The organism is Calyptranema fuscum S582, assembly GCF_055793305.1.
Genome location: NZ_JBSLYH010000031.1, coordinates 13,750 through 38,420, shown reverse-complemented (window position 1 = coordinate 38,420; position 24,671 = coordinate 13,750). Strand labels below are relative to the sequence as shown.

23 protein-coding genes and 2 pseudogenes are annotated in these 24,671 nt (G+C 48.0%); 24 read left to right on the top strand and 1 reads right to left on the bottom strand.

Annotated elements, in window-relative coordinates; genetic code table 11:
• Positions 1-651: 651 nt before the first annotated feature.
• The 24 genes and pseudogenes from ACR6Z4_RS19990 (at position 652) to ACR6Z4_RS19875 (ending at position 24,037) form a co-directional block, all read left to right on the top strand.
• Positions 652-1,053, top strand: coding sequence for a YybH family protein (locus tag ACR6Z4_RS19990; RefSeq protein WP_479719076.1), 402 nt, complete (start codon positions 652-654; stop codon positions 1,051-1,053).
• A 708-nt stretch (positions 1,054-1,761) separates the two neighbouring features.
• Positions 1,762-8,709, top strand: coding sequence for a PAS domain S-box protein (locus ACR6Z4_RS19985; RefSeq protein WP_479719075.1), 6,948 nt, complete (start codon positions 1,762-1,764; stop codon positions 8,707-8,709).
• A 32-nt stretch (positions 8,710-8,741) separates the two neighbouring features.
• Positions 8,742-9,113 carry a four helix bundle protein gene (locus ACR6Z4_RS19980; protein ID WP_479719074.1) on the top strand — a complete coding sequence of 124 codons (372 nt, stop codon included), beginning with the start codon at positions 8,742-8,744 and terminating at the stop codon, positions 9,111-9,113.
• The gene (locus ACR6Z4_RS19975; protein WP_479719073.1) at positions 9,110-9,769 is read left to right on the top strand and encodes a response regulator; all 660 of its coding nucleotides are present in this window, start codon (positions 9,110-9,112) and stop codon (positions 9,767-9,769) included. The genes ACR6Z4_RS19980 and ACR6Z4_RS19975 overlap by 4 nt, the downstream gene beginning before the upstream one ends.
• A 222-nt stretch (positions 9,770-9,991) precedes the next feature.
• On the top strand, positions 9,992-10,549 hold the full coding sequence (locus tag ACR6Z4_RS19970) for a DsbA family protein (protein ID WP_479719072.1): 558 nt from the start codon (positions 9,992-9,994) through the stop codon (positions 10,547-10,549).
• 100 nt (positions 10,550-10,649) lie between these two features.
• A pseudogene (locus tag ACR6Z4_RS19965) lies at positions 10,650-10,811 on the top strand (cupin domain-containing protein); the annotation flags it as partial.
• 44 nt (positions 10,812-10,855) lie between these two features.
• Positions 10,856-11,041 (top strand): annotated as a pseudogene (locus ACR6Z4_RS19960) (helix-turn-helix domain-containing protein); the annotation flags it as partial.
• A gap of 119 nt (positions 11,042-11,160) precedes the next feature.
• On the top strand, positions 11,161-11,448 hold the full coding sequence (locus ACR6Z4_RS19955) for a hypothetical protein (protein ID WP_479719071.1): 288 nt from the start codon (positions 11,161-11,163) through the stop codon (positions 11,446-11,448).
• Positions 11,449-11,914: 466 nt separating this feature from the next.
• A complete protein-coding gene (locus ACR6Z4_RS19950) occupies positions 11,915-12,316 on the top strand; it encodes a RidA family protein (RefSeq protein WP_479719070.1) in 402 nt (133 codons plus the stop codon).
• 35 nt (positions 12,317-12,351) lie between these two features.
• Positions 12,352-13,317 carry a zinc-dependent alcohol dehydrogenase family protein gene (locus ACR6Z4_RS19945; RefSeq protein ID WP_479719069.1) on the top strand — a complete coding sequence of 322 codons (966 nt, stop codon included), beginning with the start codon at positions 12,352-12,354 and terminating at the stop codon, positions 13,315-13,317.
• Between the two features lie 31 nt (positions 13,318-13,348).
• Positions 13,349-14,020 carry a CPBP family intramembrane glutamic endopeptidase gene (locus tag ACR6Z4_RS19940; protein WP_479719068.1) on the top strand — a complete coding sequence of 224 codons (672 nt, stop codon included), beginning with the start codon at positions 13,349-13,351 and terminating at the stop codon, positions 14,018-14,020.
• Between the two features lie 53 nt (positions 14,021-14,073).
• Entirely contained in the window at positions 14,074-14,769 is a 696-nt protein-coding gene (locus ACR6Z4_RS19935; protein WP_479719067.1) for a stage II sporulation protein M, read from the top strand.
• A gap of 356 nt (positions 14,770-15,125) precedes the next feature.
• Positions 15,126-16,019 (top strand): NmrA family NAD(P)-binding protein, encoded by an 894-nt coding sequence (locus ACR6Z4_RS19930; RefSeq protein ID WP_479719066.1) that lies wholly within the window; start codon positions 15,126-15,128, stop codon positions 16,017-16,019.
• A 237-nt stretch (positions 16,020-16,256) separates the two neighbouring features.
• Complete coding sequence (locus ACR6Z4_RS19925; protein WP_479719065.1) at positions 16,257-17,012, top strand: SDR family oxidoreductase; 756 nt, start codon at positions 16,257-16,259, stop codon at positions 17,010-17,012.
• Between the two features lie 175 nt (positions 17,013-17,187).
• On the top strand, positions 17,188-18,309 hold the full coding sequence (locus tag ACR6Z4_RS19920) for an extracellular catalytic domain type 1 short-chain-length polyhydroxyalkanoate depolymerase (RefSeq protein ID WP_479719064.1): 1,122 nt from the start codon (positions 17,188-17,190) through the stop codon (positions 18,307-18,309).
• 41 nt (positions 18,310-18,350) lie between these two features.
• Positions 18,351-19,076 (top strand): lysostaphin resistance A-like protein, encoded by a 726-nt coding sequence (locus ACR6Z4_RS19915; protein WP_479719063.1) that lies wholly within the window; start codon positions 18,351-18,353, stop codon positions 19,074-19,076.
• 28 nt (positions 19,077-19,104) lie between these two features.
• Positions 19,105-19,896 (top strand): CPBP family intramembrane glutamic endopeptidase, encoded by a 792-nt coding sequence (locus ACR6Z4_RS19910; protein WP_479719062.1) that lies wholly within the window; start codon positions 19,105-19,107, stop codon positions 19,894-19,896.
• Positions 19,897-20,039: 143 nt separating this feature from the next.
• The gene (locus ACR6Z4_RS19905) at positions 20,040-20,327 is read left to right on the top strand and encodes a hypothetical protein (RefSeq protein WP_479719061.1); all 288 of its coding nucleotides are present in this window, start codon (positions 20,040-20,042) and stop codon (positions 20,325-20,327) included.
• A gap of 172 nt (positions 20,328-20,499) precedes the next feature.
• Positions 20,500-20,883, top strand: coding sequence for a hypothetical protein (locus ACR6Z4_RS19900; RefSeq protein ID WP_479719060.1), 384 nt, complete (start codon positions 20,500-20,502; stop codon positions 20,881-20,883).
• Positions 20,884-21,005: 122 nt separating this feature from the next.
• Positions 21,006-22,391, top strand: a complete 1,386-nt coding sequence (locus tag ACR6Z4_RS19895) for a cytochrome P450 (protein WP_479719059.1) — start codon at positions 21,006-21,008, stop codon at positions 22,389-22,391.
• A gap of 35 nt (positions 22,392-22,426) precedes the next feature.
• Positions 22,427-22,567 (top strand): hypothetical protein, encoded by a 141-nt coding sequence (locus ACR6Z4_RS19890; RefSeq protein ID WP_479719058.1) that lies wholly within the window; start codon positions 22,427-22,429, stop codon positions 22,565-22,567.
• Between the two features lie 24 nt (positions 22,568-22,591).
• Positions 22,592-22,903, top strand: coding sequence for a hypothetical protein (locus ACR6Z4_RS19885; protein ID WP_479719057.1), 312 nt, complete (start codon positions 22,592-22,594; stop codon positions 22,901-22,903).
• Between the two features lie 63 nt (positions 22,904-22,966).
• Entirely contained in the window at positions 22,967-23,194 is a 228-nt protein-coding gene (locus tag ACR6Z4_RS19880; protein WP_479719056.1) for a hypothetical protein, read from the top strand.
• Positions 23,195-23,203: 9 nt separating this feature from the next.
• On the top strand, positions 23,204-24,037 hold the full coding sequence (locus ACR6Z4_RS19875) for a precorrin-8X methylmutase (RefSeq protein ID WP_479719055.1): 834 nt from the start codon (positions 23,204-23,206) through the stop codon (positions 24,035-24,037).
• Here the strand turns inward: ACR6Z4_RS19875 and ACR6Z4_RS19870 are convergent.
• The gene (locus ACR6Z4_RS19870; protein WP_479719054.1) at positions 24,034-24,465 is read right to left on the bottom strand and encodes a hypothetical protein; all 432 of its coding nucleotides are present in this window, start codon (positions 24,463-24,465) and stop codon (positions 24,034-24,036) included. The genes ACR6Z4_RS19875 and ACR6Z4_RS19870 overlap by 4 nt on opposite strands.
• Positions 24,466-24,671: the final 206 nt, after the last annotated feature.

Sequence of the window (24,671 nt, the reverse complement as noted above, 5' to 3'; positions counted from 1 at the left end):
TGAAAGAGCAGCGGCAAATCTGTCCTTTCCAGAGAATTAGGTTTGCTCCGATCCGTGATCCTCAGGATCACAGACCTGTAATTCTTTTTGGGAAAGCGACAGCTCTGCTGTCGCTTTCCCAAAAAGAATTGGGGGTTTATTCAAACTACGATCCTAAGCATTGACAATTTTAGAGGTGAAGGGCAAACTTGGCTTCATTCTTTCAGCGTGTTTCTATGAACATAGATTTAGATTAAGCAGAGAATAACAACCTCCTGAAAATGCTATGCCTGAATCTTGATACAGGTTTTTTGCTGATTAACCGGAAGCTCTAGGACACGGAACTGAAAGTTTTGGGCATTGCGTCAGCAGTGCACAAGTTCATTAAGTACAGAAACAGTGTTGAAGAGCGCAGAGCGTCCCTCAAAACCGCACTGAATCACCCCACACCAAGCGCTATAGGCGAGAGAGGCATAACTCTGGTATGTTTGAATGTGTCAGTTAACGTGTGAAGTATTCAGCAATCTTCGATTGCATGAAGTACAAGTTATCAGGTGATAACCGCTCTCCGCACGGCTCTCACACAACAGATGTAATCTATCCGAGCGCAAAGTAATATAGGTTTTATTGTTGCTGTTGAAAAAAGGTTGAACCATCCAAAGGACATAAGATATGACTGAGCATCCCTTAAAACAAGAAATAGCAAAAGCTGACAAAGCAATCAACCAGCGTGACTTTGATACGGTAGCCAATTGCTATACAGAAGAAGCCGTGTTGGTCGTTAAGCCTGGGACGTTAGTACAAGGTCGTGACGCCATTAAAGTAGCGCATCAGAGAATTTCTGACTACTTCAACGATAGTCTCAGTGTGTCACAAGGTGACATGGTGATTATTGAAGCAGGCGATATAGCATTGGTGTTATCCAAAACTTACATTGAATCTCCTGAAAAAGTAGATTCAGAGTTTTCTAGTGAACGAGAAGCAATCTACGTCTACAAAAAGTCTGCTGATGGCAAGTGGTTATGTGCGATCGATAATTCATACGGTGTAGAGCTATTAAATACAAACACTTAACAATGCCTGAAAAATTTTAGGGATCGTGCGGCGTTGCCATTAACTCTCCAGGTAACTGTAAAGCAGTTCCTGGGGAGTTTGTGTTGTGGACAATCGGGCGATCGCTGAAGTCTAAATAAAAACTAAGCTTTCCTCATGCCTGCTTGGCGGATGATTATATTGAACTATTCCCCCTAAGGAGCACAAATTAATTAAAACCCGGAAGTTTATTTTTGGAAGCGCGGCGGAGCCGCGCTTCCAAAAATAAATCTTCGGTTTTATTAAATCCACAATCCTAATCACCTCACGGGGGATCTTAGGCAGAAATTTTCTACCTGATCGCCGTATATGGGATGTTAGGCGTGAAACTTCTCCTAATGCTTGCAACGTCGCTGCTTGAGTGTGCGTTAATCCAGTTGCACCTTGAATATTCATGCCTTCAACATAGAACCGTGCAATTTACTGGCTCGATCCATTTGCATGACTGTTGCACAAATTCAATATAGGTGGTCGCTTTCAAGTTGTCGCCTACAGCAAGTTAAATTTTTTACGGTGCAAATTGATAGAGTAACCATGCCATCGCGGAGTAGAAGGCTGACTCTAACTTAAGTTAGAACCCGAATTTGATCGAAAGTACATTCATACAACACAAGAAGCTTTATATTCTGGAGTTTTGCAAGCGATATACTTTGGGAAACGGACGACAGTCCTTTATCTGGGGAGCACTCAATGATGACCCTGCCTGGAATTACTATCCACAGCAAAATTTATGAGAGCTTAGCTTCTCTGGTGTATCGGGGCATCAGAGAGCAAGATAACTGTGCCGTGATCGCCAAAGTTCTCAAGCAGGATTATCCTTCTCCTCAGGAAATAACTCGCTATCGGCAGGAGTATGAAATTACTCGCTCTCTCAATATTGAAGGCGTAGTCAAGGCATACAGCCAGCAAGACTACCAGCGCACGCGGGTTATTCTTTTGGAAGACTTTGGTGGAGAGTCTTTAGAATGCTGGATGCGGCAGCAATCAGACTTCTGTCCCATGCCGCTGTCAGTTTTTTTGAATATGGCGATCGCCATTACGGATACTCTAGGCAAAATTCATGCGGCTCATGTCATCCACAAAGACATTAATCCTGGCAACATTGTCTTTAATCCGAGGACTGGTGTTGTCAAAATCATTGATTTTGGCATTGCCACTCGCTTCAGTCGCACCAATCCCACATTCAAAAGCCTCCATCTTCTAGAAGGAACCCCCGCCTATTTGTCGCCAGAGCAAACCGGGCGAATGAACCGGATGCTCGACTATCGCACCGACTTTTATTCATTGGGTGCAACCTTCTACGAACTATTGACGGGACAATTGCCGTTTCCCACCAGTGATCTCCTGGAACTAGTCCACTGTCACATTGCTAGACCGCCGACTCCTCCACACGAAGTTAGGGGTGTGGGGGGTGGGGCGTGGGTTGTGGGGGGTGGGGCGTGGGGGGTGGGGGAGCAAGGAGGGCAGGAGGCAACAAGCAGAGGACAGAAGGCAGAGGGCAGAAAACAGGAGATAGAAGATACGAGTCAAACCGATTTTCCCCACACCCCACACCCTACCCTACCCACCCCAATTCCTAAAGCAGTTTCCGACATTGTGATGAAACTGATGGCGAAGAATGCGGAGGATCGCTATCAAAGTGCCTGGGGTATCAAAGCCGACTTAGAACGCTGTGCCCAGCAACTGGCAGAAGTGGGTCAGATTAATGCCCTATCGTTGGGACTGCAAGATGTTTCCGAGCAGTTTCGCATTCCTCAAAAACTGTATGGGCGAGACGCGGAGATTGAAGCATTATTGGCGGCGTTTGAGCAAGTGGCAGGAGGTAAAGGGTTAGAGGAGTGGAAGAGTAGAGGAGTAGAAGGCGATCCCACACCCCACACCCCATCACCCCACCACCCTACACCCTCATGCAGCGAAATGATGCTGGTCTCTGGTTACGCTGGCGTTGGCAAAACAGCATTGGTACAGGAACTCCATAAACCGATCACCGCAAAGAATGGCTACTTTATCTGGGGTAAATTTGACCAATTCCGGCGCAATATTCCCTACAGCGCGATCGTCGATGCCCTGCAAAAATTGGTGCAGCAACTATTGGGAGAACCCAATGAGCAAGTGGACGTGTGGCGATCGCGTCTACTCACGGCTCTGGGAAACAATGGACAAATCATCGTAGATGTCATTCCCGAAGTTGAGTTCATCATTGGCAAACAGCCCCCTGTGCCCGAAGTTGGAGCAACAGAAGCACAGAATCGCTTCAATCTCACGTTTCAAAGGTTTGTGCGGGCGTTTTGTGCAAAAGAGCATCCCCTGGTCATTTTCTTAGACGATCTACAGTGGATCGATTCTGCGACGTTGAAGTTAATCGAACTCATCTTACTGGATGAGCAAATCCAGTATCTGTTTTTAATCGGAGCCTACCGAGATAACAAACTGACTCCAATGCATCCGTTGGTTTTAACGCTAGAGAGCCTGCGAAACCAGGGAGCAGTACTTCAGGAAATCACCTTGACTCCCTTAACACTGGAACCGTTGACTCAACTGGTGGCTGAGACATTACATCGCAATCCTGACACCGTTCGTTCCTTAGCCCAAGTTGTGTTGCGTAAAACCGAGGGCAATCCTTTCTTTGTTGGTGAATTTTTGAAGTTGCTGCATAGCGAAAATCTGTTGACCTTTGCCCTCCCTCAATCCCCCCTTGGTAAGGGGGGAAGTAAAGGGGGGTGGCAGTGGAACCTGGCTGAGATTGAAGCCCAAGATATCACCGATAATGTGGTGGATCTGCTGCTGCGTCAGTTGCAGAAATTGCCGGAAGCAACACAGCAAGTTCTCTCCATCGCGGCTTGTATCGGGGCTGAGTTTGATTTAGAAACGTTGGCGTTTAGCGCAGAGCGCAACTCCGAAGGAATCGTTTGCGAAAAATCACCAAAAGTGACTTTCCGGGATCTACTAGCAGCAATACAAGCGGGATTAATTCAACCTTTGTCTGACTTGGACGAAGATTTGTTGGTTCGAGAGTACAAGTTTCTGCACGATCGCGTTCAACAAGCCGCTTATGCCCTAATTGATGAGTCGTGCAAACAAGTGGTTCATCTCCAAATCGGTCGCAATTTGCTCGAAAAAACTTCACCAGAGCAACGATCTGATCGGTTGTTTGAAATCATCGATCATCTCAATCAAGGACTTGAGCTAGTCACTGCTCGATCAGAACGAACTGAAATTGCCAGATTGAATTTAATGGCAGGTCAGAAAGCAAAGGCAGCAACGGCTTATGAAGCAGCTTTTAAGTATTGCACTACAGGTCTTCAACTTCTTGATACAGAGAGTTGGCAGAGTGAGTATGAGCTGACCTTAGCGCTGTATTCAGAAGCAGCAGAAGCGGCGTATCTTCAGGGTCGCTTTGATGAGATGGAACAGTTGGTAGAAGTGGTACTTGATCGCGCTAGGACAGTGGTTGACAAAGTGCAGGCTTACGACAGCAGAATTCAAGGATATTTGTCACAGGGCAACCTGAAAGAAGCGTTAAAAACTGGATCAAAAGCGTTAAAGCTTTTGGGACTAGATTTAATAGAAAATCCAAGTCAGGCAGATGTTCAAAGGGAATTGAAGTCAACGACTGCATTACTCGCTGAACGAGAAATCGAAAACTTGATTAGTTTAACAGAGATGACTGCACCAGAACCGCTGGCAGCTATGTCAATTCTGGCGAGTATGAGGTCTGCTGCATTTATCAGGTCACCAGCACTATTTATATTGATTACTTGCAAAGCGGTAAATTTATCAATCAACTACGGGAATGCTGTCTGGTCATCAGTGTTTTATGCTGGCTACGGATTTGTTCTATGTGGAGTTGTTCAAGATATTGAATTCGGTTATGAGTTCGGCAAATTGGCTCTCAGTTTGGCAGAACGATTGAATACCAGAGGAAATGCTAGGACCTTAATGTTTTCGAATGTCCATATCATGCACTGGAAGGTGCATCTTAGGAACACAATACCCATGCTGGTTGATGCTTATCAAAATGGAGTGAAAACTGGAGACTTTGAAACTGCTGGTTATACTGCATATTACGTGTGCTATTACCCGTTTCTTGCTGGAGAAGAACTCACCCAACTGGAACAAAAAACATCAACCTACAGCAAAGCGATCGATCAAATCAGACGAGAAAGCCCCTCGAATTGGCTGGCAATATTGCGGCAGACCATTCTTAATTTGCTAGACAGGGCTGAGAATCCCAGTCGCTTAATCGGTAGGCTATGTAATGAAGAGGAGGCGTTGCCACACGCTATTGCAATTAAAGATGGAACTGCAATCCAAATACTCTATTTGCACAAAGTCATGTTGTGTTATCTATTTGGAGAACACCATCAAGCTGTACAGACTGCTATTTCGGCAGGGCAACATTTTGAAGAGGTGACAGCAGTAACGGTTCTGCCTATATTCTGTTTCTATCATTCTCTGGCGCTTTTGAGCCTATCGCTTGAGGCTTCAAACTCTGAAAAAGCAGCTTGGCTAAGTTATGTTAGCTCCAACCAAGAAAAGATGCAAAAATGGGCGAGTCATGCCCCAATGAATTATCTCCATAAATTTTATTTAGTCGAAGCAGAGAAAGCGCGAGTCTCAGGGCAATTCTTTGAGGCTGAAGAGTTTTATGAACGGGCGATCGCAGGTGCTGCTGAACATGAGTATATCCAGGAAGAAGCATTAGCGTATGAATTAGCGGCTAAACATTATCTGGCGCGAGGTCGAGAGAAAATTGCTCAAACCTACATGAAAGAGGCGCACTATTGCTACGATCGCTGGGGCGCAACCGCTAAAGTTAAAGATTTAGAAACTCGCTATCCACAGTTCTTTTCCCAGTCGTCTAGAGCCGCTTCCACGTCAATTCCTATTACTGCTGAAACTATCACTAATCCCTTCCATACTACTTTCGATTTAGCAGCAGTGATGAAAGCTTCACAGGCGATTTCTCGTGAAATTGAACTGAAGCAACTGCTGCGATTACTGATGCAAACTTTAATTGAGAATGCTGGCGCACAAACCGGATATCTGATTTTAGAAAACTCAGGAGAATGGTCGATTGAAGCAGCTTGTGAACTCAATGCCGATGAGAATGCTTGTGCGACTCAGGTGTTGCAGTCTATTCCAATTGCCGATCGATTGCCAGAATCAATCATTCAATATGTGATTCGGACTCTGAAGCCTGTCACCTTAAATGATGCGACTCGTGAAGGTGCTTTTATTAATGAGCCATACATTCAACAGAATCAGCCTCAATCTATTTTCTGTTTGCCGCTGCTAAATCAAGCCAAGCTGGTCGGTGTATTGTATTTAGAGAATCGGTTAGCAGCTGGAGTATTTACACCAGAGCGATCGCAGGTCTTGCAGCTATTATCGACTCAAGCAGCGATCGCCATCGAAAATGCCAACCTTTACTCAGAACTGCAGGCTAAGGAAAGCAAGATCACCCAGTTCCTTGAAGCGATTCCGGTGGGAATTGCGATCGTAGATGCGGCGGGTTGCCCTTACTACATCAACCAATGCGGCAATCAACTCACGGGCAAAGAAACTGATACTTCCCTAGCACCGGAGCAGATCTCAGAGGCTTATCAGCTTTATGTAGCGGGAACGGATCAAATCTATCCAGCGGAGAGCTTGCCTATTGTGCGGGCATTAAGGGGCGAACGCATTAGGACTGAAGATATAGAAATTCGTCGAGATCATGTCTCAATTCTACTTGAGGCACGGGGAACACCCGTTTTTGATCAACAGGGCAATATCACTTATGCGATCGCTACGTTTCAGGACATTACAGAGCGCAAACAAGCCGAGAAACTCCTGGCTGACTACAACTGCACTTTAGAGCAACAGGTCGCAGAACGAACTGCTGCGTTACGACAAAGTGAAGCCAAGTTCCGAACTATCTTTGAAAACTCGCAGGTCGGCATCTACCGAACCCGCCTCTCAGATGGATTACTTCTCGATGCCAATCAGCGCTTTGCCAATCTGTATGGCTTTGACTCACCAGAGGAGATCATTGGGATTGAGCACACCGCAGGCTACTATGCCAATCCCAGCGATCGCCAACAATTCCTTGAGTTGCTGAAGCGGGATGGGGAAGTGCGAAACTTTGAAGCCCAGATGCGGAAACGAGATGGGACATTGTTTTGGGTACTTTTCTCTTCTTATCTGAATGCAACCGATGGATACATCGAAGGGGTGGTTGTAGATATTAGCGAAGCGAAGCGCGTCGAAGACGAACGCAAACAAGCAGAAGCGGCTCTACAAACGAGTGAAGAACGACTACGCTTAGCATTAACCGCTTCAAATCAGGGACTCTACGATATGAATCTCAAAACTGAAGAAATCGTGGTTAACCCAGAATACGCTTTAATGCTGGGCTACGATCCAGCAACATTTCGCGAGACCAAATCTAGGTGGGTTGAGAGTTTACATCCTGATGACAGAGAATCAATGTTTGCAGTTTACAGTGGTTTTATGACTGGAGAAGTCCCCAACTATCAAGCAGAGTATCGCCTGCGTACCCGGGATGGTCAGTGGAAATGGATTCTTTCTGTCGGCAAAATTGTTACCTGGAATGAATCTGGTGAACCCATCCGAGCGTTGGGAGTTTATACGGATATCGACGATCGCAAACAGGCAGAAGCTGCTCTACAAGCCTCAGAAACAGAGTTACGAACTTTAATTGCAGCCATTCCCGATCCGTTATTTGTACTGACTGCTGAAGGGAAAATCCTCGAAATGACCGTAGTGGATCCGCATCTGCAATGTCAACCCACTGAGGAGATGATTGGTAAAACCATGCATCAACTCGGAAAGGAACAAGCCGATGAATTTCTAGGGTATATTCAGCAGGTGCTGAGAACCCAACAAATCCTCACAGTCGAGTACAGTATGTTTCTGAATGGACGAGAAACCTGGATTTCGTCTCGCATTGCACCGTTCCGCCACGAGCAGGTGATTTGGCTGGCGCGAGATATTACGGCGCTGAAGCAAGCAGAAGAAGCCTCAATTTTAGAGGAGCGCAACCGCATGGCGCGTGAAATTCACGATACACTCGCTCAGGCGTTTACAGGCATTCTGGCTCAGGTGGGAGCGGCAAAACAGGTGCTAACGGATGATGTAGAAGCAACTGGGGCACACTTAGACCTGATCAAAGAATTGGCGCGAACTGGACTGATTGAAGCACGGCGATCGGTCGGTGCACTTCGTCCTCAGCTTCTAGAGGAGGGCAGTTTACAGAGTGCTCTCCATCGTCTCGTCGCTCAAATCAGAACTGCTGCAATGGATACCACTTTATACTATGAGATCGAGGGTGCAGTATATTCTCTACCCACTGAAGTTGAGAGTAACCTACTGCGGATGGGGCAGGAAGCCTTAACCAATGCGATTAAACATGCCAATGCTGACGAAATTCGAGTGGAGCTAATCTACGATCGCGATCAGGTTTGCTTGCGCGTGAAAGACAATGGGCAGGGCTTTGGAGTCGGGAATATTCCAGCCTCTGAGGGTTTTGGCTTACTCGGCATGAGCGAACGGGCAGAGCGCATCGGCGCACAACTGACGATTGGAAGTCAACCTGGGCAGGGAACAGAGATTATTGTAGTCGTTGGGGTGTAGGGTGTGAGGGTGTAGGGTGTAGGAGGCGGGGTATGGGTAAGTTAGAGAGTTATCGGGATTTGGAGGTTTGGAAAGTATCAATGCGATTGGCAAAGGCAGTTTATCAAGCAACAGAAGTGATGCCTAAGCATGAAATTTATGGATTAACTTCGCAAATTCGTAGAGCTTGTGTTTCTGTGCCTGCCAATATTGCTGAGGGATATGGACGAAATCATCGTAAGGAATACATCCAGTTTCTTGGTATTGCCAATGGAAGTCTCAAAGAACTGGAAACTCTGCTGCTGCTTGCCAATAACTTAAATTACATGAATGACATTACTGAATTGATGAGTTTGTGTGAAAGCGTAGGACGATTACTCTACCGTCTTCGTCAAAGTCTTCAAAGAGGAACAGATAACAATTGACTACTTCACACCCCACACCCTACACCCCACACCCCACACCCCCAATTAAGGTTCTGATTGCGGACGATCATGCCATTTTTCGGCAAGGATTAGCCACGATTATTAACCGTGATCCAGAGATGCAGGTGATTGCCCAAGCCGAAAATGGGGAACAAGCGATCGCGCTATTTGGGGAACATCAACCGGATGTTACACTCATGGATTTGCGAATGCCGGAAGTGGAAGGAGTTGCTGCCATCGGCGTAATTTGTACTGCTGCTAAATCGGCTCGGATTATTGTACTGACCACGTATGATAGTGACGAAGATATTTATCGAGGATTGCAGGCAGGCGCAAAAGGATACCTGTTGAAAGAAACTGAACCGGACGAGCTTCTCAATGCGATTCGTACCGTTCATCGGGGTCAGAAGTACATTCCGCCCGATGTGGGAGCAAAGTTGGTACAGCGGCTCAGCAATCCAGAACTGAGTGAAAGAGAACTGGCGGTACTCCGCTCGTTGGCTCAGGGAATGAGTAACGCCGATATTGCGGCTGCTTTGAGCATCGGTGAAGGTACTGTTAAATCCCATGTCAATCGGATTTTGAATAAGTTAGATGTGAGCGATCGCACTCAAGCTGTGATTGTTGCTGTTAAACGCGGCATTGTTAGTTTATAGGCTGTACTTTCGATCGAATTCGGATTCTACCTTAAGTTAGAGCCAGCCTTATACGTTGCGATCGCATAGTTACTCTATCAATTTGTACTGTAAAAGAGTTAACTCACTATAGACGACGGCTTGAAAGCGATCTCCTATATTGAATTTATGCAAATAGAGATGCAGTCAAGTGAATCGAGCAAGTGAATTGCAAGGTTTCCTGTCTGCTACGGATGTAGAAAGATGAGCAACGATCGTAGCCAGAGTTCCTTACTTATCCCACCTTCAAACCAAGACTGGATGCAAGGTGTGCTGAGTGCCAGGGTCGTGCTGGTGATGTATGGAGATTATCAAGACTCCAGAAGTGCGGACGTTTACAAGCTGATTAGAGGAATTAAACAAAAACTGAGTGCTGCTTTTGGAGAAGATTATTTATGCTTCATCTTCCGCCATTTTCCACAAACACAGATTCATCTCCATGCTCAACGGGCAGCCCAAGTCGCCGAAGCCGCCGCTGCCCAAGGAAAGTTTTGGTTGATGAGCGATACTTTGTTTGACCATCAACAAAGGTTGGAGAATGGTTATCTGGTTGAGTACGCCAATGATTTAGGGCTTGACATTCCTCAATTTCTCAAAGAGTTGTCTAAGCAAGTGCATGTCGATCGCATCAATGAAGATATTGAAGGCGGAATAGAAAGTGGAGTGACGACTACCCCAGCCCTGTTTATCAATGGAAGTCGGTATAGCGGGCGCTGGAACACGACGGAGTTGATGACTGCCATCGTTGCTGCAAGTCATTAAGTTAAAGCTGATCAGGTCAATCCCGTGTTGCTGGACTTTCTTCAGCAGAAATAATCAGTGACCCTTTCTCTGCCGAAATTCACAAATCCTGAACTTGAGCCGCATTGAACCAGGTGATGCGGTTTACATTCCTCCACATGCCATCCAGTTCCTTCACAACGACAGCGACGAACCCCTTGTTTTCGTTTGTCTAGTTGATCCAGCTTGGCGCAAAGAAGACGAAACAATTCATCAACCGTTGATTTTCAGGAAGGATGTATGAACACAGCAAAACTCACTTCTTCAACTGTCATTACACCAACAAAACTCTCTAGTCGAGAGCATGAAGTTTTAAAGCTAATTGTTGCAGGACATAGCAATCCTGAAATTGCCACAATACTCTACCTTAGTCAGAGCACGGTAAAGACTCACGTCCGTGGAATCTTGAACAAGTTGGGTGTCAATCATCGGGTGCAGGCAGCGGTTGTTGCATTGCGAATAGGATTAGTTTAATTTCGTCGGAAACTGGGTTGAAATTATGGTGGTGAAAACAATGCAAGCTTTACTCATCAAAATCAATAGGAACATTACACAATCCTGAGTACAGGAGCACAAACCGCAGGAGATTTCTAATGAACCGAAAGATTCTTTCAACCACAACCATAATCGCAATTACAATCACAATTCTGTCCGGCGTACTGTTACCGTTCAATTCTCTATCCTTCGCTCAAGTCAGTCCACAAGTGATTCCCAGAATCGAAGTGATCGAAGGTTCCGAGGGAATTCCACCCAGCTACCGTTTAGTTATTAGCCAATCTCAGGACAATGTTTATGTCTTCTGTCCCACTAACTTCGAGCCAGAGTTGAACTATCGGCGAAATGTGAAAGCGATTCAATGTAAGCCGTTTACCAGTCCTTAGAAGTAATCCAGTACAAAGTGAGGGTCAACTCTATAGTTTTAAGGTGGTGAATAAAACAATTCAGTGCAAAGATTTTGCGCCTCGGATTACTGAACGAGAACCCTTCAGCAGAGATTCCGATTATGAATCCTTTGCTTTCAATACGTGCGTATGTGGTACACAGGATAACCTCTATTGAAGTAAGAAATGAAACGACTTACCTTTTTTACTTTCCTGTACCTCGCGCTCGGAGTTGGATTCAATATTATTTGGATGATCTGGGAGATCAGAGTCAGAACTGGGCAATAGAAGCCATTTTACAAGTGTTTTCGTGGCTAATCGTTGTCTTACTATTTGCAGAAATCATTGTGATTGCATGACAAGTGAATTCTGAACATTGATGTCTAAATCGGATGACCCTACGAACTCGCTCTGCACCATAAGAGTTCGACAAATCATTGTAAGAATTTGGAAGAAAAGGAACACCATGAATAAGCCCGAGTTTTTTGTTACCCCTGGTTATGGGAAATACATGCTGAATGAATTGCATTACTCGCAAGCCGTAAAAATTGGCGATCGCGTGGAGACATCAGGACAAGGCGGCTGGGATGACAATCTGCAAATTCCCGAATTGCTTGAGAACGAGATTGCCCAGGCGTTTCGGAACGTAGAGCGAACCCTGGCAACTGCTGGTGCGGGTTGGGAGCATGTTGTTCATATCAATTCTTACCATGCTGGTGGGTTACCCCCAGAAGTTAATGAGGTGATGGTCAGGCTATATCGCCATTACATGCCCAATCATGCCCCCATTTGGACGCAGGTAGGAGTCGCGGCGCTTGGACTGCCAACGATGAGGATTGAGATCCGCGTTACTGCAATCATCAACTAAAACCTATCAATCATTTTAGACGCAAGGAAGCTGATATGGAGTACATGAAAGCTGCGGTACTGACCGCTTTTGGTAGCGCTGAGGTGTTTGAATTTCAAACCATACCGAAACCAGTTCCAAAAGCGACCCAAGTTCTGGTAAGAGTATATGCAACCTCGCTCAATCCCCTTGATTATCAAACCCGTCGAGGTGACTACAAAGATTTAGTTCGTCTCCCTGCAATTATCGGAGTTGACGTTTCGGGTGTGATTGAAGCGATTGGAGAGGCAGTCACTCATTTCCAGGTTGGAGATGAAGTTTACTACTCACCCCAGATTTTTGGCGAGTTTGGTAGTTATGCTCAATACCACGTTGCAGAGGAAAGCATTGTTGCAGTTAAGCCGATTAATTTGACCCATGTTGAGGCAGCTTGCTTGCCGTTGGCAGGAGGAACCGCTTGGGATTGCCTTGTAACTAGAGGGAATGTACAAGTCGGTGAAACAGTTCTAATTCATGCTGGAGCGGGTGGAGTCGGTTCGATCGCAATTCAACTGGCGAAAGCAATGGGTGCTTATGTATATACAACATGCAGTGCAGAAAACTTTGACTTCGTTAAGAAGCTGGGTGCAGATTATCCCATCGACTACAAGCATGAAAATTACATTGAAGTGATTGGGCGAGAAACGAATGGTCGGGGTGTTGATTTGGTTTTAGACACGGTTGGAGGAAACACGATTGAACGTAGCTCAGAGGCGATTCGTCCATTTGGAAAACTGGTCACAATTGTCGATACTGCAACTCCTCAAACACTGCTTGATGCCTGGGGTAAAAACTTGACGATTCACTTCGTTTTCAGCCCTCAGTATAGAGACAAATTGAACGCACTGAGGAACCTGATTGAACGCGATCAGATTCGACCCGTCATTGATTCAGTTCTGCCCTGGAGCGACATCGTTCAAGCTCATCAACGTTTAGAACAGGGAAGAATGCGAGGCAAGATTGTTCTGCAATTGACTGAGTGATAAAAACGCGCTGCTATTTTTCTCTGTTCTGATGCTACGAGCTACATCACAGGTTGTCCTTGGCGATTCTCCTGTAGGAGAGGCTACGCCAACGATGGTGGATATACAGCGAGTTAATTTTCGATCGCTAATGGTTAACTCACAGCGAACCGATCCATTTCAAGGGATAACCTTCCACCGCATCTTCAATACATTACTCGACGAGCTAGTTGGAGAATCAAACGATCGGACGGTGATGCTACCAACGGAGATTAGATCAATGGCAGTTTTGAAACAATTTGGGATTCCTGAAGCGCTACAGGCATCCAACAACACAGAATCAAATTGGCTGAGTTCGCTGACAGCAATGCTTTATGGCGGCATCACTGAGGAAATTCTAATGCGTTGGGGCTTGATGTCACTGTTTGTTTGGATTGCGTGGAAGGTCTTAAAACAAGGCATTACGTTGCCAGACCGAGGCATATACCAAGGTGCGATCGTGCTAGCCGCGCTGGTATTTGAACTTTTACACCTGCCCGCAACTGCCGCGATTGTTCCTCTCACTCCAATTGTGATCGTCCGAGCGATATTACTCAATGGGATCGCTGGCATCGCGTTTGGTTGGCTCTTTTGGCAATACTCGCTTGAGGCTGCGATGTTATCCCATGTCAGCTTTCATGCCTTGTCCTTTGTTCTTAGTCTTTTGCTGGCAAGATTTGCCTAAGCTTTTTGCTGGCAAGCATCACTGCATCTATTACCAAATATCGGAGCTAAAACATGTCACGCAAAATGATCGCCACCAAAGACCAGTCTCCACAACGACCACTTACTCCCAGTGCCAAACACCCGCTTCGGCGATTGCTTCGCAAACCCTTTCAAATCATTCGCACTAATTTTCGCGCCTACCTCACCATCAACGCCATTGTGTATGGCTTAGTCATCATCGGGTTGGTAGCGGCGATGGTCTTCCCCAACCTGAACGCAACTCAGGTAGCCATCCAGGAAGACAACGGAACGGCGGATCTTGTCCGATCGCTATTCAATAACCCGTGGCTGTTCTCGCTGACCATCCTGGGAGTCAACGTCACAAGCGGCGCACTATTAATCGTACTCCCTTCGCTGATCGTTCCCTTCGCTGGCATCGCCATATTTGCGTATAAGACGTTCACTCTCGGTTTAGTGATGGCTCCGACTACCAAGATTATGGCGGTGGCACTGATCCCGCACTCGCTGACAATACTCATCGAATTCCAAGCTTACGCCCTCCTGATGTTTGGCGCATACATCCTGGGTCGGTCTTGGGTTCGCCCCGCAACCATCGGGACTCGGAGCCATCGTCAGGGTTACGTCCGTGGGCTGGAACAGCTCGGTTGGCTGAGTCTGTCCACACTCCCACTGTTCATCGTCGGTGCGATCTGGGAGGCGTTCTCGCTCCGCTACCTGGTTCATCCGCTGACCCAATGGTTGTTGTAGCCAGTAGTAATGCACCGCCCACCATTGTTTCGGTGCGTTAGCTCAAGATTGACCACCCGAATCTAAATGTGGTCATTCACAATGCTGGCATCATGCGATCGGAATCCGTTCAAGCCAGTAGGGTGGGCACTGCCCACAAAGCCTTACTGTGAGAGGTTTTACAGAATGGTGGGCTGCGAGGTCTGTGTATTTAGCAATCTTACTGCTACCGCTACTGTGAATCTATTCAGACCAATCACTTAGGAATAAGAATTAAATAACTCCGGTGATGTGTCGTACGGGCGAACGGCCGTTCGCCCCTCCAAACGATTCAATATTCGATCTTAATTTAATCCACGATCCTTAGGAAAATGATCATGGCTAAATATGTTGTTTTGGGAGCGACAGGACAGACTGGTTCAGCTACGGCAAATGCCCTGCTAGGACATGCAACGGTGCGTGTAGCGGTGCGCAATGAAAGCAAAGGTGCCGCGTGGAAAGCGCAAGGGGCTGAGGTTGCAATTGTCGAAGATATTGCCGATGTAGATGCCTTAGCTCGCGCTTTTGAGGGTGTGGCAGGCGCGTATGTTCTGAATCCGCCTGATTATGCCTCAGATGATTTGTTCGCACGGGCTGAGCAAGTGATTTCAGCCATCGTTGAAGCGGCACGACGAGCACACTTGTCGAAAATTGTTGCTCTGTCCTCCGTTGGAGGGCATCTCCCGCGAGGAACTGGCAACATTCTGACTGCCTACAGGATGGAAGAAAAACTCAAAAGCTTGCCAACTGAGGTCGCGATTGGCTTCGTGCGGGCGGCGGGGTTTATGGAAAACTGGCGATCGCTTTTGCCGATGGCAAAACAAACCGGGAGGTTGCCGTCTTTCTATGCTCCGCTAGATCGGGCGATGCCGATGGTCTCCGCGATCGACATCGGTCAGACCTGTGCAGATATGCTGATGCAAGAGTGGCAAAGCACACAGGTCTGGGAACTTCACGGTTCACGCCCTTTAAGTCCAAATGACGTTGCCGCCAGTTTTAGCAAAGCCCTAGAGCGCGATGTTCAAGCGATTGCCCTGTCTGAGCGTGAATGGTCTTCAGTGCTGGCACAAATGGGGAACAGCCCCGCCTCTGTCCGCTCGTATAGTGAGATGATCCGCGCCTTCAACGATGGAACGCTAGTCTTCGAGGGAAATGGGATAAACAGGATTCAAGGAAAAACCACGATCGATGAAGTTGTCCATTCTTGGTTGAGCAGCAATAGTCTAAGTTAAAGCCGATAATAGTCGCCGAACAAAGCATTAATGCGTCATACAGTCGCAACCTATGAACGACTCGACTGTGCGTTCAATAATGCAGGTGCTGAATCACCCAGAAAACCACTACATGAACAAGCGATCGCGTGTTTGAAAGATTATGTTGTCAACACCATAAGAATCTGGAAGAAATCAAGCATTGGAACTCAGTACGCTTCAAATCAATACAACGAAATTAATGCTAGGAGAAGCACGATGATACTTCAAGACAAAGTGGCGTTAGTCACTGGCGGAACTTCAGGAATTGGTCGTGCAGCGGCGATCGCGTATGCCCAACAACAAGCAAAGGTGGTAGTGGTGGGTCGTCGAATGGATGAAGGTGAAGAGACAGTTCGATTGATCAAAGAAGCTGACGGAGAGGCTATTTTTGTGCAAGCAGATGTTACGAAAGAAGCCGATGTTGAAGCAATGGTTGATAAAGCGGTTGGCGTTTTTGGTCGGTTAGATATTGCATTTAACAATGCAGGAACGGTCGGCGAAAATCCCTCTTTGATTGAGCAAACAGAAGCAGAATACGATCGCATGATGAACGCCAATGTCAAAGGCGTTTGGTTGTCGATGAAGTATGAAATTGCTCAGATGTTGAAACAGGGAAGTGGTGCAATCATCAATACGGCATCTGCGAATGGAGTCATTGGACTTCCTGGCGTACCTCTCTACACCGCGAGTAAACATGCAGTAGTAGGCTTAACAAAAGCGGCTGCGCTCCAATATGCCAAAGCGGGTATTCGCATCAATGTCGTTGCACCAGCGGCAATCGAAACAGATATGTTTGAAGCAGCGACAGGTGGGCAGGATGAAGCCAAAGCTTACATAACAGGGCTTCACCCGATCGGACGAATTGGAACACCGCTTGAAGTTGCAAATGCAGTCCTGTTTTTATCATCTGACCTGGCATCATTCGTAACAGGTGAAACATTGATGGTGGATGGTGGGTTTGTAGCGCAGTAGTCGATCGACAGTGCGACACGTTTGATACAGCACTTCAAGCGACTCACTCAAGTAACACTGAAATAGATCCACTAATTCCATGTTCATGTTGTTGTCAACCTGCCCACAGTTCCGGTGATGGTGTTCGCAGACGCGTCCTGAACGTTCAGCACCTGGATGAAAGGAATCGATCACTATGAAAGATTTTTCTGATCACTCGCGAGAACAAAACCTGGACAAGGCAATTTGGTCCGCTCAACCCCGGTCAGACCGATCTCGTAGGCGACGGCGATCGCCCTGGATCATCTCCGGCATCCTCGTCGCAGTTCTAACCATCATCGGCATTGGCACTGCGGCTTTCCAGTTCGGATTACCCTGGTGGACGCAGGCGGGAGACCACAATCACCTGTACGAAAGCGATGCCGGTTCCCTGCGTTATCAGGTTCACCTGCCGCCTCAGTACGATGGCATGACTCAACTGCCCGTAATCATGGCGATTCACGGCTGCGGCATGACGGGTTATGGATGGAATTCGATGAAGGCCACGACGCAGTTCAACAGTTTGGCTGACCGCGAAGGTTTCATCGTCGTCTACCCGACACAACGGATATTCCGCAGCGCGATCAACTGCTGGAACTCGTCTGACCCACGGGAGCAGCACCGCTACAGCGGAGAACCGGCGCTGCTTGCTAGCATTGCCCGACAGGTGGTCGAGAAGTACAACGCAGACCCAGCCCAAGTGCATGTCGCGGGTGCCTCGTCGGGTGCGGGGACTGCCGTTATTCTCGCTGCGACCTACCCCGATGTTTTTGCAACGGCAACATCGATCGCAGGGGGTGAGTACGGACTCAACCAGGTAAACCAAGACGACCCCGATTCCACGCCACCGGACTACACGGCACGTCAGGCGTGGTCGCAGATGGGCGATCGGGCGCGGCAGGTGCCGCTGCTCGTCATCCAGGGCGAGAAGGATACCGTCGTTCCGCCCATAGTTGCCACCCGTCTGGTTGCACACTGGATTGCGGTGGGTGACTTTGTGGATGATGGTTTACTCAACGACAGCCTAAACCTGGTCGAAAAAACGACGACGGTGCCTTCACAACAGGGCAGGCATTCCTACACACACACCACCCTCGCTGCGCCGGATGGTGCGTCTGTCGTCGAGTTGTACCTCGTCCAGGATATGGGACATGCCTGGTCAGGTCCTGCTGGAAACGGCATTTACATCGATCACGCCGGTCCCGATGCCAGTGCCATAGTCTGGAATTTTGCCAAGCGCCATCCGCAAGAAACTCCATACGAATCTGAAAGAAATTGAGTGTTGAAACTAACTTCACTCAATTAAAGGAAGTCATCACCATGTCTAAAGTATCTTCTAACCACCCACAAAAGCCCCCTGTCGCGATCGCACCAAACAGAGTCTCCCGTCCGGGTTGGCCTGAGATTATCGTCGGACTCGTCGTCTATTTAATCGTAGGGTTCGGAGGCGTCCGGCTGTTCGAGCAATTCGGTCTTGACCCCGTGGTTCACGGTCTGATCTTGACTGCATGGACTGGCGTCGCCACGCTGATCGCGTTCGCAGTGGCTGCGCGGCTGCGGATTCGTTCCCTGAGTGCCTTCGGCGTGCGTCGAACCTCCGGACGCTGGCTCCTGATCAGCGTCGGAGTAGGACTGGTTGCCTTCGTGCTCAAGAGTCTGGCGATGCTAGCTTGGGTTCAGATCACTGGGGACACGAACAATGTCCAGGATGTTTACGGAGATGGCGCTGGCGGCGGGTTACTGTCTCTAGTTTTGAGCACGGTGTTCATTGCCGTCTTCTCACCGCTTGGTGAGGAACTGCTCTACCGAGGCATTGTCACCAACGCGCTGCTGCGCTACGGTCCATTCGTTGGGGTCGTGGGCAGCACTGTGATCTTCGCTCTCATGCATGGGATCAACAACATCTTTCCCGCTGCTGTGGTGGCTGGTCTCGCCACTGCCGAGGTTTTCCGCCGCAGCGGATCGATCTGGCCCGGTCTCGTCGTCCACTTCGTTTTTAACCTGCCCTCGTTCCTGTTGATGGTGTTGTTCAGCAGCACGGGCTAATAGGACAGATCATCTGGAGATTAAACCAATGGCAATTCTGAAACAATTCGGGATTTTATTTGTATTGGGCAGTGTGGGAATTGTGATGTTCACGATCACGTCTATTCCTTTAATCGAGCAACAGTTAGCAAAACTATCTCCAGAAAAACTGGAAACAGTGCCTCCATTGTGGATTTTAATGCTTCTGCAAGGACTACAGTATTCAATTCTACTGGCAATCAGCATTCTGATCGGCATTGGCTGTGCCTATCGCGTTGGATTACGCTCTCATTTGATTGATCATTGGGTGTTTCATACCGCTAAGTCTCTATCTTTTGCTGTTGAGATGAAGTGGAGCTTGGGTTTGGGCGCAGCGGCGGCGATTGTTCTCTTTTTGCTCGATCGGTTGATGCAACCTGCCCTACCTGAAGCACTACGGGCAGCCAATAATACAGAACGAAGTTGGTTGAATTTGCTCACAGCAATGTCCTATGGCGGCATCACTGAGGAAATTTTGATGCGTTGGGGTTTAATGTCGCTGCTTGTTTGGATTGCGTGGAAAGGTCTAAAACAAGGCGTTACAATGCCGAGCCAAGGAATTTATCAAGGTGCGATCGTTCTAGCCGCGTTAGTATTTGGACTACTACACCTGCCAGCGACTGCCGCGATCGTTCCCCTCACGACCGTTGTGATTACTCGAGCATTGTTACTGAATGGGATTGCGGGAATTGCGTTTGGCTGGCTCTTTTGGCAATATTCGCTAGAAGCTGCAATGTTAGCCCACATCAGCGTTCATGCTTTTACCTCTGTTCTTAGCGGTTTACTGGCAAGGTTGGCTTAAGTTTTGAAATGGATCCCATAGGGCTATCGCTGCCCACAAAGCTTTACCGTGAAAGGTTTTACAAAGAAAGGCTTTAAAGATGGTGGGCGATGCCCACTACTTGAATTGATGCTCAACTCTACAGTTTTAAGGTGGTCAATCAAATGATTCAGTACAAAGATTTTGCGCCTCGGATTACTGAACGAGGCCCCTTTGGCGGAGCTTCCGATTACGAATCCTTCTCTGAGGTTGTGAGGGAGGTCAATCAGTGGATTGCAAGTACAACGATCCAGGTGATCAACGTTGAAACTGTTGTGTTACCCGATCGCATCGAAGGCACAAACGATGATGTCTACGGAGTAACGGTCAGTCATGGTGTTTACCCAGTGATGATCAGCCAGGGCGTTACAGTCAATTACTTTCAATGTGTGCGTGTCTGGTACAGAGAATAAACTTCACCGGAGAAGAAATAATGAAACGATTTACCTTATTCACGTTCCTGTACCTCGCGCTTGGATTCTACGTGCTAAAACTGGCTGGGAGGGGCGCTGGGGCTGGTGGGTCGGGTGGCCAGGTTTCACTAAACGATATAGCGCGAGCTATCTCTTTCCGCCACCAGACGTCATGATTATTAGCCACTTTCCTGATGATCCAGCTTGGCAGCTTTTACCGCAACCCATGTCTCGCGGAGACTTTCTACGGCAACCCATGTTGCACCCTAATTTCTTTGCTCAAGGATTGAAACTCATCTCATCGACGCGATCGCAAACGGATGTTCGAGACAATGCTGTGATCCAGCTTCAAACTCCAAATCAGCGATGGTTAATGGCGAGTTATGGGGTCAAGGGAAGTGGGCAAGCTGAAACCTGTTCCGAGCAAATCAGCCAAGCCTCTCAGTTGTCTTGTTCTTTACCGGGTACCGGCACTTACGAAGTGCGCTTGTTTAGCGGCAATCAACAGTATGGGCAATACGAGTACGTCGGGCAACTGGAATTCAACAAAGGTTAGTTATTGGGGGTAGCTGACGGACTCAATAACATTAGGAAGTGCCCAGAAAGCGGTGTGAGATCTTACCCTGGAAGATGGGGCTGGCACGTTCAGCCCTCGCTCGTCCTCATGAACTTAAACGCATGGTCAGTACTTCTCTGCGATCGCTCAATGGTCCGCCTAAAACCTCTATCTGGCAGCGTCGCCTTTGGGGGTTGCGGTTTCTCTTTCAACCGCTTGAAACAATCGAAGCACGCCGTCAAGCCTATGGGGATGATTACCGCGTCTCTCAACCCGATGCAAAACCTGCTCTGGTTTACTTCAGCAGTCCCCAGGCATTAGAAGCTATTTTTACTGCCAAGCCTGAGCAGCTCAGTGCAGGACGCGGTAATCAAATCCTGCAAGAACTGATTGGAGAACACGGGATTGCCTTGCTGGAAGGAGCCGCACACCAACGGCAGCGGCAGCTTTTGATGCCCCCGTTTCATGGCGATCGAATGCGTTCCTATGCCCAGGTCATTCAATCCATCACCACTGAAGTCATCCGTTCATGGCAGGTTGGCACCACCTTTGCAGTGCGCCCAATCATGCAGTCCATTTCCCTGCAAGTAATTTTGCGGGCGGTGTTTGGGCTGGAGGAAGGACAACGGTATGAGCAATTGCGTCAGACTATGAGCCGGATGCTGGACGGCTTTGGCTCACCCCTGGGTGCGATGTTTTTGTTCTACCCGTTCTTACAGCAGGAATGGGGATGGAGTCCCTGGGGAAAATTTTTGCAACGACGGCAGCAGGTTGATGATTTGCTCTATGCCGAGATCCGCGATCGCCGCAATCAACCTGACAGCGACCGAACAGACATTCTGGCACTACTGATGGCAGCCCGTGATGCTGAAGGGCAACCGATGAGTGATGTGGAGTTACGGGATGAACTGATTACCCTACTGTTTGCTGGGCATGAAACGACTGCCTCTGCCTTAGCCTGGGCACTATACTGGATTGTCTCCCTGCCAGATGTGAAAACCAAATTACTGGCAGAAATTGAGGCACTGGGCACTGATGCTGACCCAATGGCGATCGCCCGCTCACCCTATCTGCAAGCGATCTGTCAGGAGACATTGCGGCTATATCCGATCGCGCTCAGTGCGTTTCCACGGACTGTTAAGCAACCGATCGAGATTGCAGGCTATGAATTGGAACCGGGAACGGTGATTATGCCATCCATCTATCTGGCGCACCACCGGGAGTCCGTCTATCCAGAACCGAAGCAATTTAGACCTGAACGGTTTTTAGAGCGGCAATATTCACCCTACGAGTATTTACCTTTCGGTGGCGGCGATCGCCGCTGCATTGGTGCGGCGTTTGCCCTCTTTGAAATGAAACTCGTGCTGTTTCAAATGGTGTCTCATTTCCAGATGTCGCTGGTTAACTCCAAACCCATCCGCCCAATCCGTCGCGGTATTACCGTTGCTCCCTCCGATCGTCTCCGGATGAAAGTGACAGGCGTTCGTCATAGCAACAGAGGGCATTAGGATCAAGTTAAGTATCACTGTTCCTCATCCTCTTTTTGATTGCTGGGTTAACCTGGCTGGGAGTGCTGGCGCGTCTACCTCGCCCTACCCTGCGTGCCGTTGGGCTGGGAGTTTTGCTGTTTGCCATCCTCTGGATTGCCTTTAGTGCATTGGCACAGATGACTTGGCTTCAGTAGTGGCTGATTCCAATTCGGCTCAGAGTGTGGGTGCCGGTGGCGATCGCCTGTTTCCCGTGGTTTCTGGCAGCGGGAATCGTGCAAGAGAATATTGGGGTCGGCAAACGCCTTCTCTGGTGGCTGGGACAGAGCGTTGCTTTGATTGGCGGCTTCGTGTTGACGCTCAATTTTCTCCCTCAATTGGGATTTATGTTTTTGCTGTTGCCACTATTTCCGCCTCTGATGGGAATCTTGTCTCTGGTTGCAGGTTTGTTGAATCGAGCATGGATCTATGCGATCGGCTCTGCTTTATTCTTCGGTTGGTTATTGGCAGCAGGTTTTCCCCTGTCTGCTTGATATCAGCAGAATTGATCATAAGACCGTTAGAATTTTGGCAATGAGATCAAATCCGAAAAACCAATGCCAAAGTTCACTGCTTTTGAAAAACAGTATCCAATCATCCACCGTTTTGTTGAAGAAATTGGCTGGATCGAAATTGGGCAGCATGAGATGATTTCTGCCTTTGTCCGAGCATACGATCTTGGTGGCACTGTTTATGAAGGCAAGGATAGCTACCCCAGCATGGAAGATGCACTTCAAGATCTGGAAGCAGGAATTAAAGCCTATTTAGAGGAGCATGGCATTTAGCAGCGATCGATGATTGTTCACGGGTTTCATAATGTGGCTTTAATCCCTCTTCCAATTCCCCTTCAAGACATTATTGAATTCCTTCAGCAGCTTGTTTCGATTCCATCGGTTGAGTCGGAGCAGGCGATCGCCACCTGCATTTCTGAAAAACTCACTGCTCTTGGGTTCGAGCCACACTTGATCGGAGATCCGGAGCATCCTTCCGTCATTTGTCATCATCAAGCGACAACTGCAACGAAAACAATCTGGCTACAATCCCACCTTGATACCGCTCCAGTCGGCGATCGCTCTCAATGGCAATACAACCCATTTGCTGGAACAATTGTCGGCGATCGCATTTACGGCAGAGGGGTGGCTGACTCGAAAGGGGCGATCGCTGCCAGTCGAGCGACACTCAAAGCAGGTTGTTTGGTGATAACTGATGTGCCAATGGTGGCAGCAGCGTCGGATCACACCTGCTTGCGGTATCTGGGCTGTAAGGTAACTCCCCTGATCAATGATCCTCATGTCACGACGGCACCCGATGCAGAGCAAGCCTTTTGGCAGTATCAGGACTGGCAGGAGGCATTGAGCAAGTGCCCCGATGGATGCATTCTGGTGATCGGCTATGCACCCTCCATTTTGTTAGCCGTGTGTCAAGCCATTCAGCCTACCCTGGTGATCGGGATGCCAATTGGGTTCAGCCATGCCCCGATCGCCAAACGTCAATTGATGCGATCGGGTGAGCCTTTTATTACGATCGAAGAGGCGTTAGGGGGTGGACTACTGGCAGCGACAGCACTGAATTCGCTCGTAGTATCCTTAATTGCAGAACCTGATTGTCACTGTTATTGGAAAACTTAACGAGCTTGTTCAGCTTCTCTCATCTCTAAATTCTGGAGTACTTCTTGCATCCTCTGAGGTGACACACGGCGTTGTAAGGAAGTTAAACAATGCCCAGTACTACTGCCATTGTCAAGCAACGGCTGACTTTGCAGTTGTCGCAACGCATTAATACAAGAAGGACAATCGCAACCAAACAACTCAGCAGCAGCGTCGCTCTCTGCTTCGCTAAAATCAAGCATTGCAGTTTCACCAGAAGCTAAGTCCGCTGATGCGATCGCAATCCCTTTTTGATGTCGAACTGTTGATAATTCAAGTTCACGGTCAGAGGGCAAATCACAAGTAGACTGACTGGTAAGCACAGTTGAAGAACTTGTGTCAGCCGCAGATGCTAATTGCGCCAGAATTCCAAAAGCCAATACTGAACCCATTAGGGTTGGAATTGTCATTAACTTTAAGCTTAGGCGAAGATTCATGTAAACAGGCTCCTCAAACTGAAAGTTGAATTTAGTATAGATTCAATTTGTCATTTGAGATCTTGCTAACTTGGAGCAACACACTCAAACCAAGACAAATTTAGCGTAATATCACTAAACTGACTGCACTGAACAAATACTCCAGCACCTGATTATGAATCAATTTGCTTAGAAAGCAG